Raw genomic sequence first — 14,892 nt, 5'->3', positions numbered from 1 at the left:
ACCCGCCATGGAACATCAGCCAATTCTCCAGGTGGAGAACCTCCAGAAGCACTTCCCGCTCAAGGGCGGCCTCCTTCCGGGTGCCGCTAAGCGATCGGTCAAAGCGGTCGACGGCGTCTCCTTCAGTCTCGCTCGAGGCCAGACTTTGGGGCTCGTGGGTGAGTCGGGCTGCGGTAAGTCAACCACCGGACGCATGGTGGCGCGGCTCATGGACCCCACGGGCGGGCGGATAGTGGTCGATGGCGTCGACATCAGCGAGCTGCGTGGACGGGATCTGTATAACTTCCGGCGCAAAGTCCAGATGATCTTCCAGGACCCCTTCGCTTCCCTGAACCCCCGCCAAACCGTGGGTACCGCAATCGCGGCTCCCATGGTGGCGCAGAAGATCAATCCGCAAGGCGGACTCAAGAACCGGGTGAAGGAACTCTTGGACCAGGTGGGACTCAAGCCGGAGCACTACAACCGTTTCCCGCATGAATTCTCGGGTGGGCAGCGGCAGCGCGTGGGCATCGCCCGGGCCATCTCGCTGAGCCCTTCCGTGATCGTGTGCGACGAGCCCGTCTCCGCGCTGGACGTTTCCGTGCAGGCGCAGGTCGTAAACCTCCTGCAGCAAATCCAACGCGACACCGGCGTTTCCTACATCTTCATCGCCCACGACCTCTCCGTGGTCCGGCACATTTCCCACGAAGTTGCAGTGATGTACCTGGGCAAGATCGTGGAACAGGGGCCTCGCGATGAGCTCTTCCAGAACCCGCTGCACCCCTACACGAAGGCCCTGCTCTCGGCGGTGCCCCTCCCGGACCCACGGGCCGCCCGCGAGCAAGTGAAGATCCGTCTCCGCGGAGACCTTCCGTCGCCGGCCAATCCGCCCAGCGGCTGTGTCTTCCGGACCCGCTGCCCGTTGATCGGCACGCTTCCCGAGGAACAACGCCAACGGTGCATCAACGAGATTCCAACACCGGCCATGGCCGCCGCGCCTGCCTGCCACCACACAGGTATGGCCGCGGCAGTCCTGGCTGGCGTGCAATAGACGTAGGCAATAGATTCACTAGCAAAGGAGCAAAACATTGAACACCCTGATCCGCGCCGTCCGCCCTTGGGGAAAGACGCTCAGCGACGTCACCGTTAGCGCCGGTGAAGCGGGCGCCAAGATCATCGCCGTCGAGCCCCACGACCCCGCGGGAACCGTTCCCGCGGGCACCACTGTGGTGGAAGGACGCGGACGCCTCCTGCTTCCGTCATTCTCCGATGTCCACGTGCATTTGGATTCCACCCGGATCGGCCTGCCGTTCCGGGAGCACACCGGTGGTCCCGGGGTGTGGACCATGATGATGAACGATCGGCAGAATTGGCGTAATGCCGAGGTCCCGCTGCAGGACCGCGTCAACGAGACCCTGGGCCGGATGATCGCGCGGGGAACTACGCGTGTTCGTTCCTATGCGCAGGTTGACGTGGACTGCCGCCTGGAGCGTTTCGACGCCGTTGCCGCCGCCAAGGAAAAGTTCGCCGGCCAGGCTTCCGTGGACATCATCGCCTTCCCGCAGGCTGGATTGTTGCTCGAGGACGGCACGGTAGAGCTCATGGAAGAAGCATTGAAAGCCGGCGCCAATGTCATGGGCGGCATCGATCCCTGCATGTTGGACCGGGATCCGGCGAAGCACCTGGACATCGTGTTCGGCCTGGCCGAGAAGTACCAGGTTCCCATCGATATCCACTTGCACGAGCCCGGCGAATTGGGCGTCTTCAGCACCGACCTCGTGCTGGAACGCACCCGGGCACTGGGCATGCAGGGCAAGGTCACCATCTCCCACGCATATCAATTGGGCAGCGTGAACGAGGCAACCACCCGCAGGCTCATCGACGCCTTTGCCGAGCTGGATGTTTCCATGGCCTCGGTTGCGCCTGCTGCCGCCGGTCAGTTGCCTATTCCGCTCCTCACCGAAGCCGGCGTGCGGCTCGGCCTGGGCGAGGACGGACAGCGCGACTACTGGTCCCCCTACGGCAACACGGACATGCTGGACCGGACGTGGCAGCTTGCCTTCACCCATGGCTTCCGCAAGGACGAGCTAATCGAGCACTGCCTGGCCATTGCCACGATCGGCGGCGCGAGCATCCTTGACCCGAGCGCTACGCGGCTGAAGGACACGGCCCACCGGCCCGGCGTCGACGTCGGAGATCCAGCCGAGTTGCTCTTGGTGGACGGCGAAACAGTGGCGTCCACGGTCATGGACCGCGGCAAGGACCGTACGGTGATCCACGCCGGCAAAGTGGTGGCAGACCAGCTGGAACTGGTCTAGGACTACGAAACCCGCTCTTGTTCGCACTCATGACCACACAGTGGACTGAGTGACGGACAAGAGCGGGTTTCGGCGTTAAGCGCTACTCGCCCCTGGCGGTGGGCGCCTCATCCAGTGGGGTCCACCACGTCACCGGCGGCGTCACCTTGAACCGACGGCCGGAAACGTTCGACGGGACAATTCGGATGAACTGGTCCTTTTGCCCTGCCTCCCATGGAAACAGCAGCAGGCCGATGGTATCCAGCACGTCCTGCGTCAGTTTCACGGCGGATGCCTGCCCCTTGACCACTACGCTCCAGGCAACTCCCGTTTCCGCGTTGACGCCGTCGGCTTCGATGGCCACAGGCGCGTCACCCAGGGCAGCATGAAGCTTGGTTCCCTCGCCCGTGCGGAAAACCATCGTTCCATGGTCCACTTTGTAGTTCACGGGGAAGATGTCCGGGTGGTTGTCCACCCACACCGCTAGCCGACCCACGGAGACTCCGCGAAGGAGCTCCCAGCATTCGTTTGTCTCCAGGATTTCCGTAGCCGGCGTGTTTGGCTGATTCGTTTCAGCTGGTGAGTTCGTCATACCGCCGAGGATACGCCGGGGAATAGCCCGCCGACAGTGTCATCGAACACCGTCCAACGGACTATTCACCCCCGCCTACGAGGGTGAACAGTCCGTTGGAGGATGAATTTCGGCTTACCGGCTCAACGTCGACTACGGGGCCACGGATCGCCAGGAAGCCTGCAGCAGCCAGCACCACAGCCTCAGCCGCGAGCGCCCAGAACGTTACTTCCCAGCCACCGGTCCACGTGTGCAGCAACCCCGCGACCAGCGGGCCGAGCGAGGCAAGCGCGAAACCGAGTCCTTGGCTCATGGCGGAGAGCCGGCCCGCCGTCTGCGGCCCGGCGGAGCGGAGCACCACCAACGCCATAGCCAATCCGAACCCGGCACTCTGGACAACCCCAAGCATCCCCACCATGAGGAACTGCATGCCAGCGGGCGCCATGAGGACCCCCAGGAGTGCGAGCGCCACCGATAATCCGAGCCCTGGGGCCATGATCCGCAGGACGGCCGGACGGCTGGCAAGCACCGGCGCCAGCAAGCTGGCGGGTAGTCCTGCAAGGCTGAACCATGCCAGCAACGCAGCAGCGTCCGCAGATGAGAGCCCCTTGGACACGAGGTAGACGGCCAGCCACGACGTGATGGCGAAGTAGAGCATGGCCTGGAGTCCAAAGAACGCCGTCACGGCCCATGCTGTGCGCTGCTTCCGCAGCGGCTTCCTGGGCACTACGTCAACGGGAACAGCCGACGACGGCGCGTCGCACGTCAGCGCTGCAGCCTCGCCCGCTGCCGGGGTGCCTTTGCCCACGGTGGTGGCTGCCGACGTCGGGCTTTCTCCGGAGCCTTGGATGAGGCATGCTCCCAACAGCGCTGGAACGGCCCAAACCGCCAACGCCCAGGCGAGGCTGCCTCCGAAGGCCTGCTCGAGCGGCTGCACCAGACCGGCTCCGAGCGCTGCTCCGAGTCCGAACCCCATGGTGCAGAGCCCCGTCCACCAGCCGGTGCCATGGTTGGCTTTGACGATCTGGGGAACCAGGACACTGGCCGTCATAATCGCCATTCCGGCCAGGAAAGTGCCCGGGAGCAGGAGCGCAGGAACCGCAACCCTAAGGATGAGGGCTGCGGCCAGCACCAACAAGGCCAGTGCCACGGCACGCCCGATTCCAAGCCGCCGCGCCAGCCACGGTCCGATCGGCCCGGAAATGCCGAAAGCGAGTACGGGCAAGGTACCCAGAAGCGGGAGGAGTCCGGAGTCCAGGCTGAACGCACCGTGGAGTTGATTCATGACGCCGGCGATGGTGGTGATAGCGGGCCGGAGGTTGATGGACACCATCACCAGTGCGAGCAGTATCAAGCCCGCCTTCAGCCTGGGACCTGGGCCCGCTCCGCCCAGCCGTTTCTCGCGCACGTCATTCTCCTCATAATCTTTTGGTATACCAAGTAAGAGTATGAGGAGAATGACGGAAAGTAAATCCTTACAGCTTTAGGGTTTCAACAAGCATCACCAAAGATGCCACGCAAGCTGGAATACCAAATGAGCTAGATAGCCTTCCCGGGGTTCAGGATCCCCGCCGGATCGAACAACTCCTTGATCCGCCGCTGCAGTTCACGCACTGGCTCAGGTTGCTCAAGGCCAAGCCATCGGAGCTTGTACTGGCCCACTCCGTGCTCGCCGGTAATCGTTCCACCCATCTCCAGGCCAACACGGATCGATTCGTCCAAGGCCGCGTTGAGGCGTACCAAGGCGTCGGCGTCTGTGGCAGGGTCTACGCGGTCCATCCAAAACGTGGGGTGGAGGTTCCCGTCCCCGGCGTGGGCCACTACCTTGAGCAGGACCTGGAACCGGGCAGCCATGGACTCAAGTTCGGCGACGAAGTCCACCAGACGGGAGCGCGGAACGGCAATGTCCTCGCCTACGCGAAATTCGTCATCGACTTCCACGCCTCTGCTGTTTCGCCGCAGTTCCACCAGCATCTCCGCCTCTTCGCTGGCTTCCATGGTGACCGTGGCACCGCCCTCGGCGAGCACCCGGCGGACTACGTCGGCCTCCGCCGCAGCTCCATAACCGTCCGTCTGGATCAACAGCAAAGACTTGCCGCGCGTTTGGAGGTCCGAGCCGTTCATCTCATCAAGCTGTACGAGTGTTCCGTTGTCCAGGAGCTCCATGATGGCGGGTTGGACACGGGCTTTGCCGACCGCCAGCACTCCAGCAGCGGCACTGCGGAAATCGGGGTAGAACGCTGCGATGGTCTGCACTTCGCGCGGAAGGTACTTCAGACGGACCGTCACGCCAACCACGATTCCGAGTGTCCCCTCGGAGCCCACCAGGAGCGCCGTCAGGTCATAGCCAGCCACTCCCTTGAAGGTCTGGTGCCCGGTGTGCAGCAGTGAACCGTCGGCGAGGACAACGTCCAAGGCCAGCACAGAATCCCGTGTCACCCCGTACTTTGCACAGCGCAGTCCCCCGGCGTTCGTGGCTACGTTGCCGCCGATGGTGGACATCTTGTAGCTCGCCGGATCCGGCGCATACATGAGGCCGTGCTCGGCGGCTGCGGCGTTCAGTTCGGCGTTGATGACGCCGGGTTCGACGACGGCGGTCTCGTCGTCGGGGTTGAGGTCCAGGATGCGGTTCATGCGTTCCAGGCTGAGTACGATGCAGCCTTGGGTGGCGTGCGCGCCTCCCGAAACACCCGTTCCGGCACCACGGGCGACGATCGGCACCTGGTGGGCAGCGCAACTCCGAACGATGTTTTGGACGTCCCCCACGGATTCGGCCCACACGACAGCGAGTGGCAAGTGCCGTTCCAGCAATGGCCCCTGGTCTGCGGAATAGACCGTGCGGGTGGCTTCATCCTGCGCGACCTGGTCGTGCCGAAGACCGGCGGCCAGGTCCTGCAGGAACGCGCGTTGCTGCTCGGTGTAGCCCGTATCCGATTGCGGGCCGGCTTCCGGGTGGCCGACTGCGCGGCCCTTGATGCTTTCCTCTGTTGTTCCGGCCATAGCCGTTTCGTCCGACAAGGTGGTCCCTTCACACATGAGCGCCGCGGACACGCCAAATCGGCAGTCTTCGCAGCGTTTTCAGTGCCCCCAGTCTAGTCAGCCCCGCCCACCACAGTGGGAACATTGGTTCCGGGCAGGACCCACAGGCCAGTTGAAATTCCGTCGGCGCGCAGCAGCACAGTGCCGTTAATCCCCCGACTCATCGAGATGTTCCCAGAGGCGTGCACGGGCGCTTCGGAGAGCGATTCGAGTTGCACCGTGGAAAGCAATGCGTTGTCCACGAGGACCTGAGCTGAGTCGCGGGCTGCAATGACCAGCACTGCGGAATCGGCCGTCTCCCGCACGAAGACCAGAGCGTCACCTTCAGCGTGGATCCAGCGCACGCCGCCTTCGCTTAATGCGGGCAGCTCACTCCTGAGCCGCCCCAGGCCAGAGTAGAAGGGACGCAGATCCTTGACGGGGTGGCGGCCGGATTTTCCCTCCTGCCAGCCCCATGGCATGGGCGTCCTGGAGTCCTCGCCATTGAAACCTTCAAGGCCGAACTCGTCGCCCGCGAACAAGACAGGGATGCCGGGGAGGGTGAAGGTGAGCACAGCGCCTACTTTCTGGCCGCCGTCGATCATTACCGTTGCTGCGCGTGCGGTGTCATGCGTATTGAGCGCATTCATGTTGTTATTTCGCACACCCCATCTAAATCCCGCCGAGAGGTCCTGATGCGTGGCCAGGAAGTCTTCGGCCTCGATCTTGTTGGGTCCCGCTTGGGGCGATCCGAAGAAGTTTACGTGCGGTACATCCCCCGCAAGCCAGGACCACAGGGGCCGGGTGAGGTTGGAGTACGTCATGGCACCGTGCCAGTGCTCACCCGTGAAATCCGGCGCGGCGTCGGAGGTGGACTCGGCCAACAAGGCGGCATTCGGGTTGATCTCGCGGACCCGCTCCGCGATGAGCCGCGCAACCTCGTGATTCAGGTCCACGGAGCCAAGGCGTCCGGTCATATTGCCGACGTCTATCCTCCACCCATCCAGGTTGAAGGGCGGCTGGAGCCAGCGGGCAACCACCGAATCGTTGTCCGTCACGAAACGCCGCCGAAGGGCGTCCGAAGACCAGTTAAGTTTCGGCAGCGACGGCACACCCCACCACGACTCGTACGTCGAATGGTCCTCGCTGAAGTAGTAGTAGCCTGCTTCCTCTGAGCCGGGATCGGCGAGCGCCTTCACGAACCAGTCGTGCGCGTCCCCAGTGTGATTGGCGGTGAGGTCACCCATGACACGAATGCCCCGGGAATGCGCCGCGTCCACCAGCTCCACCAGCGCTTGGTTCCCGCCAAGGAGGGGGTCCACGGAGTCGAAGGTGGAGGCATCGTAGCGGTGGTTGGAACGGGCCGGAAAGAATGGTGTCAGGTAGAGAACATCGATGCCCAGTTCCTGGAGATGGTCCAGCTTCTCCGTGATTCCCGGCAGGTCGCCACCGTAGAACTGGATGGGCGTTTCCCGTCCGGTAGCCACCACTGGCTCGTCCCACGCGCTGCCCACAGCCCAGTCCGGGAGGGGGTGCTCATCGGCTTGGGCAGAGCGGGCGAAGCGGTCCGGAAACACCTGGTACATGGTGGCCTGATGCAGCCACTGCGGCGCCGGGGCAAATGTGGTGAGGCGGAAGTCCGCTGAATCGGCCACGTCCCTGTTGAAAAGCCCTTGGGCGTTGAGGTTCCAGTAATGCCGCCCACTTGCGCTGCTGATGGGAGCACCGGGCCTGCTTCCGACACGGCTGTTTGCTTCGATTTCGAGCAGGAAGCGGTATTTGGCCACAGGATTGGCCACGAGCATCGCCGCTTCCCACCAGTCCCAGCCATCGATGCTGCCGAGCCTGATCGCGGCGTCGTAACGGGGCTCACCGTCTTGGATGGAGCGGACCCAAACCCTCGACGCCGGACCCCACCCCTGCGGAACCCGCAGACGGAGCCGAACAACATCGCCCAATGAAATCCGTCCGGGAGCATGACCCGAAACATGAAGAGCGGATCCGTCGTGATGTGGAACGGCAAGTGACATGGTCATCCTTTCACTGAGCCAGCCGTAAGGCCGCTGACGATGTACTTCTGCAGGAAGAGGAACAGCGCCATGACCGGGATAGCGGCGATAACAGCGCCGGCTGCGAAGACGCCCCAATTCTCGGAACGCTGCTGTGCCACGTAGGAATAGAGCCCGACGGCGAGTGTCTGAGTATCGGGATCGGTCAGGACAACGCTCGCGATCACGAATTCACTTGAGATACCGATGAATGCCAGCAGCCCAACAACCGCCAGAATGGGAGTGACCAGCCGCAGGATGATGCCGAAGAAGATCTGGACGTGGCTGGCGCCATCGATCTTTGCCGCTTCGTCCAGCGACTGCGGGACCGTGTTGAAGAAGCCGTACATAAGGTACGTGTTCACGCCCAGCGCGCCGCCGAGGTACACCATGATGAGCCCCAGCTGGCTGCCAAGTCCCAGGGCCGGGATGACCTGCGAGATTCCGCTGAGCAGGAGGAAGATCGCGACGACGGCCAGCAGTTGCGGGAACATCTGCAGCAGGAGAAGGGTCAACAGTCCTACCCGTCGGCCCTTGAAGCGCATGCGGGAGAACGCGTAGGCGGCCATCGCCCCCAGGAAGACTGTGGCGGCGGACGTCACCAGCCCCACCACCAAGGTATTGAGGAACCAGCGGCCGAAGGGACGGCTCGGATCGCTGAAGAGCGCCGTGAAGTTGCCGGTATCGAACCTGGAGAACAGACCGTTGGAGCCTACCAAGGTGCCGTTGGAGTCCAATGCTGCCGACAAAACATAGAGCAGCGGAAATACAGCGAAGACCGTGGTGACTACGCCCACAACGTGCCGCCATCCCTTGTCCTTGAACCAAACCCCGAACGGACGCCGCGTTGGCGCGAGCGGTGAGGTGGCGTCGTCGAGCGCTTTTTCCGCTGCAGGCAGTGTGCGTATGCTCATTAGTTCACGTCCTCGAGTGCTTTGGTCTGCTTGAAGCTGATGGCCGAAATCGTGGCCACGATGATGAAGATGATGATGGCGAGCGCGCTGGCCAGTCCGTAGTCGCGCCCTGTGCCTTGGCCGAACGCCACCTTGTAGACCAGCGTGATCAGGATGTCTGTGGCTCCGATATCGCGGTCGGTGTCTGCAAAGCGCGGCCCGCCACCGGTCAACATGTAGATGACATTGAAGTTGTTGAAGTTGAACGCAAAGGAGGAGATCAGCAGTGGCGCCACGGAGACCAGCAGCAGCGGCAGTTTGATGGAGCGGAACACTCGCCATGGGGACGCTCCGTCCATGCGGGCAGCCTCATCAATTTCTGTTGGCAAGGATTGGAGTGCCCCGGTGCAAACGAGGAACATGTAGGGGAATCCGAGCCACACATTGACCACCAGCACGCTGATCTTGGCCAGGACAGGGTCCGTGAGCCAGCCAATGTTCGCCCCGCCCAGCAGGGTCTGGTTGAGCCAGCCGAACTCGGGGTTGAGGATGCCGGACCACACCAATCCAGACAGGAATGCCGGGAAGGCGTAGGGCAAAATCATCAGGATCCGGTAAACCTTTTTGCCGCGGAGGTCCTCGCGGTTGAAGGTGATGGCGAGGAAAAGCCCCACGGCGAAAGTCAGGGCAACGGACGCTACGGAGAAGGTGAACGTCCAAACGATCACGCCCAGCAGGGGACCCCGGAGGCTCGGATCGGTGAAGGCCCGGGCGAAGTTATCCATGCCGACGTCGATCTTCCAGCCGGTGGCCAACGTCTCTCCGTTGGCGTCCGCGAAGGCGCCCTTGCCATTGTCGCGGTAGGCCTTGCCGGTCTCGCTGTCATTGAAGGTATCGGTGGCGGCGTCGTAGCTCAGCGCTGGCTTGAACTGGTAGGCAGTGCTGCCATCCGCGGTGCGCAGGGTCCCATCAGCGGGGTCCTCTGAAACGGGAACGGTAATCTTCAGGATTTCCTGCTGGTTGGCCACGATCTCCTGGAACTTCAGTGTTTCGTAGCCAGGCAAGGAGTTGGCCTTGCCTGCGGAATCCTTTCCAGCACCAGAGACCTCGGTGAGTGGCTCCCCCGTGCTGCCAATCTGGGCTTTGCCGGACGGGTCAGTAAACAACAGGTAGAACGTATCGCCCTTGGTCAGCACGGCTGCCTTGTATGCGGGTGAATCCGGGACGCGCTTCTGTGCCGTCAGCTGGATGGCCGCGATTGCGTCCTCCTTGGTGCTGTTGTGCCCGTCGCCGTAATTGGTGAAGGCGATGTAGCCGCTGAAAAACACAACCAGGACCTGAAACACCAGCAGGAACAGCACACCCGGAGCCAGATACTTCGCCGGAAGGCCGCCCTTGCGCAAATAGATCCAGTTAATGGCCAGGACCACCAGGGAGGACACAGCCAGCGCGGCCCATGATTGGCTCAGGAACAGCATCATCAGCACGTACACGGCAAGGGCATCCACCAGACCCAGCAGGACGATCTTGAGAACGGTGCCCTTGATGGAATCGGGGCCCCGGCGGCTGTTCCGTAGATTCCGGTGGAAAGCGTTCTGGTGGGCAGCAGCGCGAGGCGGCTGCGCCGGCGTCGTACTGGTTGTGCTGGCTTGCAGTTCGTGGACATCTGGCTTTGGCATTTTGGATCCTTGGAATAAGCAGGTTGCGACTGGCACGGGCCGGACGGCGTGAGTACCGTCCGGCCCCGATCAGACCTGTGGAGTCACCGGTCTGGGCGTCAGCCGCCGATCTTGGACTTGATGCTCGCTGCCATCTTGGTCCACGCTTCAGCGGGATCGCCCTGCCCCTTGATGATGGCCAGTTCCGTGGCACCCCAGTCAGCCCAGACGGCGCTCATTTCGGGGATGGCCGGCATGGGCACGCCGGTGGCACCGATCTTGCCGAAGGCCTCCACGACGGGGTCGCTGGCTGCCTTCTCAAAGGATGCCTTGAGTGCCGGCGGGCGGCCGCCTGCCGTGTACATGGAATCCTGGGCGGACTCGGAGGTGAGGTAATTGGTGACGAACTCATTGGTGGCCAGAGCATTGGCGCTCTTGGCGCTGATGAAGAACCCATTGACGCCGATGAAAGGCTGGGCAGCTTCGCCACCGGCCGTGGGCAACTCGTCAACTGCGAACTTGATGCCCTTCTTCTGAACATCCGGTACGTTCCACGGGCCCGTCAGGAAGTACGGGGATTCGCCGGCAAGGAACTTCTCCTTGGCGATGTCGCCCGTAATGTTGGAGTTGATGATTTTCTCGCCGGCGTCGCCCCAGACGGCCAGCTTCTTGGCGAATTCGACGCCGGCGGCGTCACCAATGAGAAGCTGCTTGGCATCGTAGCCACCGTCGGCGTTCTTACCGAAAACCTGCGAACCCATGGAGGACTGCAACGGGTACAGGTGGTACGGATCGCCCTGCTTGGGATCCATGCCCACCAGGAACGGGAAAGTGGCTTTGCCCTCTGCAACTGCCTTCTTGCCGTTGGCCACTACCTCATCCAGGGTGCTCGCCTTGCTGTCCACGATGCTGGTGTTGCGCAGGAGGGCAATGTTTTCGATGGCGTACGGGACACCGTAGACAGCCCCGTTGTAGGTCATGGCCTTGATCGATGAATCCTGGAACTGGCCGGCTTTGTCGCCAAGTTCCACAGGTGCGATCACACCGTTTTGGACAAACTTTCCAATCCAGTCGTGGGGTCCAACGATCAGGTCGGGGCCTTGGCCAGTAGGAACCTGTGTGATGAAGTCATCGCGGACGGCAGCGAAGTCCTTCACTACGAGCTTGACTTCGATACCGGTGTCCGACTTGAACTTTTCGGTGATGTCTTTCAGAGCCGGCGACCGTTCGGCGTCCACCCACATGGTGATGGTCCCGGCGCCGGCTGCCTTGAGGTCCGGCTTTGCGGCTTCCGAGCTGGGAGCTGTGGAGGCACTGCCGCCACAGGCGCTCAGGGCCAAGGCCGCGACCACGGAGATCGCGCCGGTAGCGAAGACGCGGCGGTGGTCTGCGTCGCGAGGGTGTTGTGCACCTTCATTGGTGTCCCTTTCCTTATGTGCTTCGACGGCGGGGCACTAGGCCCAGCGGCAGCGTCGGTGATGCGGCTCACAACTGCAAGCGCTTCCACAGAGTACATCCCTAATCGGAAGTTGGTAAACCCCGACACTCCGCAGAGCTGCCATTGGAGGATCATTTTGATTGAAAGCGTTTCCAATTCTGCACAAGGTCTCCTACGATGTGTTCATGTCTGTTGATTCATTGCTTCCAGTTGAGGCGTCCGCGCCCTCTGCAGCTTTCGCTACATTGACCCCCGTACACGAGGCCTCCCGGGCCCACGGATGGTGGCGCTCCGCAGTCATTTACCAGATTTATCCGCGGTCCTTCCGGGACCTTAACGGTGACGGAATCGGCGACCTCGCGGGTATCACCCACGAACTCGCCCAGCTCGCAGAACTGGGCGTGGATGCCCTCTGGCTTTCCCCGTTTTACCGCTCACCGCAGCGGGACGCAGGTTATGACGTCAGCGACTACTGCGATGTCGACCCGCTGTTCGGCAGCCTCACGGACTTCGACGCCCTGATCTACGAAGCCAACCGGTTGAATCTGCGCGTGATTGCAGATCTTGTGCCCAATCACTGCTCGGACCAACACGCCGCCTTCCAAGCCGCACTTGCGGCTCCGGCCAACAGCCCTGAACGGGACATGTTTGTCTTCCGGGATGGCGAGGGCCCTGACGGAAACGAACCTCCCAACAACTGGCAATCGCATTTCGGTGGCTCCGCCTGGACCCGCATCATGGAGCCGGATGGCCAGCCCGGACAGTGGTACCTGCACCTCTTTGATTCCTCGCAGCCGGATTTCAACTGGGACAACAACGCCGTGCATGCCGAATTTGAGCGGGTCCTGCGCTTCTGGCTGGACCGTGGAATTTCCGGTTTCAGGGTTGATGTGGCCCACGCGCTGGTTAAGGCAGCCGGCCTGCCCAACTGGGGCGGACGCGCGGATGGCAACAGCTCAGACGGCTACCCCGGCCACGAGGCTCCTATGTTCGGCCAACCCGCCCTGCACGATATCTACCGCCGCTGGCGCTCCATCCTGGAGGAATATGGCCCCGACCGGATCCTCTGCGCCGAGGCCAATGTCGATCCCCTTCCTCGGCTGGCACAGTGGGTCCGGCCCGACGAAATGCACCAGGCCTTCAATTTCCCGTACCTGCACGCCGGCCTGGATGTGAACCGCCTCCGTCACATCATCACCGATTCGTTGGTCTCGCTTGACGCGGTTGGCGCTCCCAGCACGTGGGTTCTGTCCAACCACGACGTCGTCCGGCACGCCACGCGCTTCGGTTACGACGGACCCGGTCCCCGCGATGGCGACGGCATCGGTCCCGACGATGTACAGCCCAACGAAGAAATCGGACGACGCCGGGCTGCCGCGGCCACCATGTTCATGCTTGGCCTCCCCGGTGGCGCCTACCTGTACCAAGGGGAAGAGCTGGGGCTGCCCGACTCCACCAACATTCCCGCAAGCATGCGGCAGGATCCTACATTCGCCCGGACCGGCGGAGCCAGGATCGGCCGGGACGGATGCCGCGTACCGTTGCCGTGGCATTCGTCGGAGTTGCATGCCGGTTTCGGCGATGGCCAGGATCCCTGGCTGCCACAACCCCCGTCCTGGGCGGCAATGGCGAGGGACAAGCAGCTGGAGGATCCGGCGTCGCACCTTAATCTTTACCGGGAAATGCTTGCCCAACGCTCCGAACGTCGGCTGGGCCAGGGTTCCCTGGCGTGGGTGGAGGACTACTGCACTGATTCCTCGCTCGCCTACATCAACGGCGACACCCTGGTGATCATGAACGTGGGTAGCGAGCCCTTGCCGCTTCCCGAGGGCGAGGTCATCCTTCGCAGTTCAGGGGCGGCTGGCACCAATCCACTTGGCGCGGATCTACTAAGCTCGGGGGAGAGCATTTGGCTCACATCGAGCTAACTTTCCCACCGAGGAGCAGCATGACCGGCATCAAGGACGTAGCCGAGCGATCGGGACTTTCTGTTGCCACGGTTTCACGCGCGCTCAGTGGCAAAGGCAACGTCTCCCCGGCCAGTCGCGAACGGGCACGTGCAGCTGCGGCCGAGCTCGGCTTCGTGCTCTCCTATCACGCCTCAAGCCTGGCCTCCGGCCGTACCCACAACGTTGGCCTGGTGGTGCCCTCGGTCCACCGATGGTTCTATTCGGCGGTGATCGAGGGCGCCTCCGCTGCGCTACTGAGTGCCGGATACGACCTCACCCTCTACAACATCGGCGAGGACCCACAGCACCGGCACAGGGTATTCAACGACTTCCTCCTGCGCAAGCGCGTGGACGCGGTCATTGCGGTCTCCTTGGAGCTCAGCGAAAAGGAGATGCAGCAGCTCCTTGCAGTCCATCGTCCGATCGTTGGCATCGGCGGCCCCCTACCGGGAGCCTCGACCATCCGGATCGACGATTCCGCAATCGCACTGCAAGCCACAAACCACCTAATCGGCCTGGGCCACACCAAGATCGCCCACATGACCGGCGAGGAAGCCTACGAGCAGGACTTCCAGCTTCCCGGGACGCGGCGCGGTGGTTTCGAGAAGGCAATGAACGACGCCGGCTGCCCAGTTCGGCTCGAATGGATCGTTTCCGCCGACTTCACCATCGAAGGCGCTTACGCCGCTGCCCGGCAATTGCTGGGGGGCGCACCGGAGCGACCAACGGCGGTGTTTGCTGCCTCCGACGAGATGGCCATCGGCACCATTCTTGCGGCGCGCGACTTCGGCCTGCGGATTCCAGAGGACCTCTCGGTCATCGGCATCGACGGACACGACCTCGGTAAGGTCATGGGCCTCACCACGATCGATCAGGACGCGAAAGGGCAAGGAGCACTGGCCGTGCGAACCCTGCTGGGCGCCATCAACAATGGCCTGGTTCTTGAACCTGCCGATACTGAACACCCCACCAAACTGGTGGTTCGTTCCAGCACTGCCGTGCCCAGGAACGACGCCGCGTAGCCCACGGCTGCTCCCTAAG

At 62.7% G+C, this 14,892-nt stretch carries 10 protein-coding genes and 1 pseudogene; 4 read left to right on the top strand and 7 right to left on the bottom strand.

The annotated features are described in order from the left end of the window. Nucleotides 1-7 precede the first annotated feature (7 nt). Nucleotides 8-1,030 (top strand): ABC transporter ATP-binding protein, encoded by a 1,023-nt coding sequence (locus tag ACZ5G6_RS04550; protein ID WP_498689697.1) that lies wholly within the window; start codon nt 8-10, stop codon nt 1,028-1,030. Between the two features lie 37 nt (nt 1,031-1,067). Next, on the top strand, nt 1,068-2,297 hold the full coding sequence (locus ACZ5G6_RS04545; protein ID WP_498689695.1) for an amidohydrolase family protein: 1,230 nt from the start codon (nt 1,068-1,070) through the stop codon (nt 2,295-2,297). An 82-nt stretch (nt 2,298-2,379) separates the two neighbouring features. Here ACZ5G6_RS04545 and ACZ5G6_RS04540 read toward each other — a convergent pair whose 3' ends face one another. The 7 genes and pseudogenes from ACZ5G6_RS04540 to ACZ5G6_RS04510 form a co-directional block, all read right to left on the bottom strand. Then, the gene (locus tag ACZ5G6_RS04540) at nt 2,380-2,868 is read right to left on the bottom strand and encodes a pyridoxamine 5'-phosphate oxidase family protein (protein ID WP_223935941.1); all 489 of its coding nucleotides are present in this window, start codon (nt 2,866-2,868) and stop codon (nt 2,380-2,382) included. Nucleotides 2,869-2,929: 61 nt separating this feature from the next. Next, nucleotides 2,930-4,255, bottom strand: coding sequence for an MFS transporter (locus ACZ5G6_RS04535; protein WP_498689692.1), 1,326 nt, complete (start codon nt 4,253-4,255; stop codon nt 2,930-2,932). Between the two features lie 131 nt (nt 4,256-4,386). Then, entirely contained in the window at nt 4,387-5,847 is a 1,461-nt protein-coding gene (locus tag ACZ5G6_RS04530; RefSeq protein ID WP_223937479.1) for an FAD-binding oxidoreductase, read from the bottom strand. A gap of 92 nt (nt 5,848-5,939) precedes the next feature. Next, complete coding sequence (locus ACZ5G6_RS04525) at nt 5,940-7,895, bottom strand: glycoside hydrolase family 13 protein (protein WP_498689689.1); 1,956 nt, start codon at nt 7,893-7,895, stop codon at nt 5,940-5,942. Between the two features lie 2 nt (nt 7,896-7,897). Next, nucleotides 7,898-8,827 carry a sugar ABC transporter permease gene (locus ACZ5G6_RS04520; protein WP_498689687.1) on the bottom strand — a complete coding sequence of 310 codons (930 nt, stop codon included), beginning with the start codon at nt 8,825-8,827 and terminating at the stop codon, nt 7,898-7,900. After that, on the bottom strand, nt 8,827-10,485 hold the full coding sequence (locus ACZ5G6_RS04515; protein WP_498689685.1) for an ABC transporter permease subunit: 1,659 nt from the start codon (nt 10,483-10,485) through the stop codon (nt 8,827-8,829). Before ACZ5G6_RS04515 ends, ACZ5G6_RS04520 begins: the two co-directional genes overlap by 1 nt. A gap of 98 nt (nt 10,486-10,583) precedes the next feature. Continuing rightward, nucleotides 10,584-11,881: pseudogene (locus ACZ5G6_RS04510) on the bottom strand (sugar ABC transporter substrate-binding protein). 206 nt (nt 11,882-12,087) lie between these two features. On the opposite strand from ACZ5G6_RS04510, the gene ACZ5G6_RS04505 reads away from it, so the two are divergent. Beyond that, complete coding sequence (locus tag ACZ5G6_RS04505) at nt 12,088-13,830, top strand: glycoside hydrolase family 13 protein (RefSeq protein WP_498691750.1); 1,743 nt, start codon at nt 12,088-12,090, stop codon at nt 13,828-13,830. 20 nt (nt 13,831-13,850) lie between these two features. Further along, complete coding sequence (locus ACZ5G6_RS04500) at nt 13,851-14,873, top strand: LacI family DNA-binding transcriptional regulator (RefSeq protein WP_498689683.1); 1,023 nt, start codon at nt 13,851-13,853, stop codon at nt 14,871-14,873. Nucleotides 14,874-14,892 lie beyond the last annotated feature (19 nt).

The sequence above is a fragment of the Arthrobacter sp. TmtSoilC51 genome (assembly GCF_055388015.1).
The sequence above is the reverse complement of the archived record's forward strand: the minus strand, read 5'-3'. Positions and strand labels throughout refer to the sequence as shown.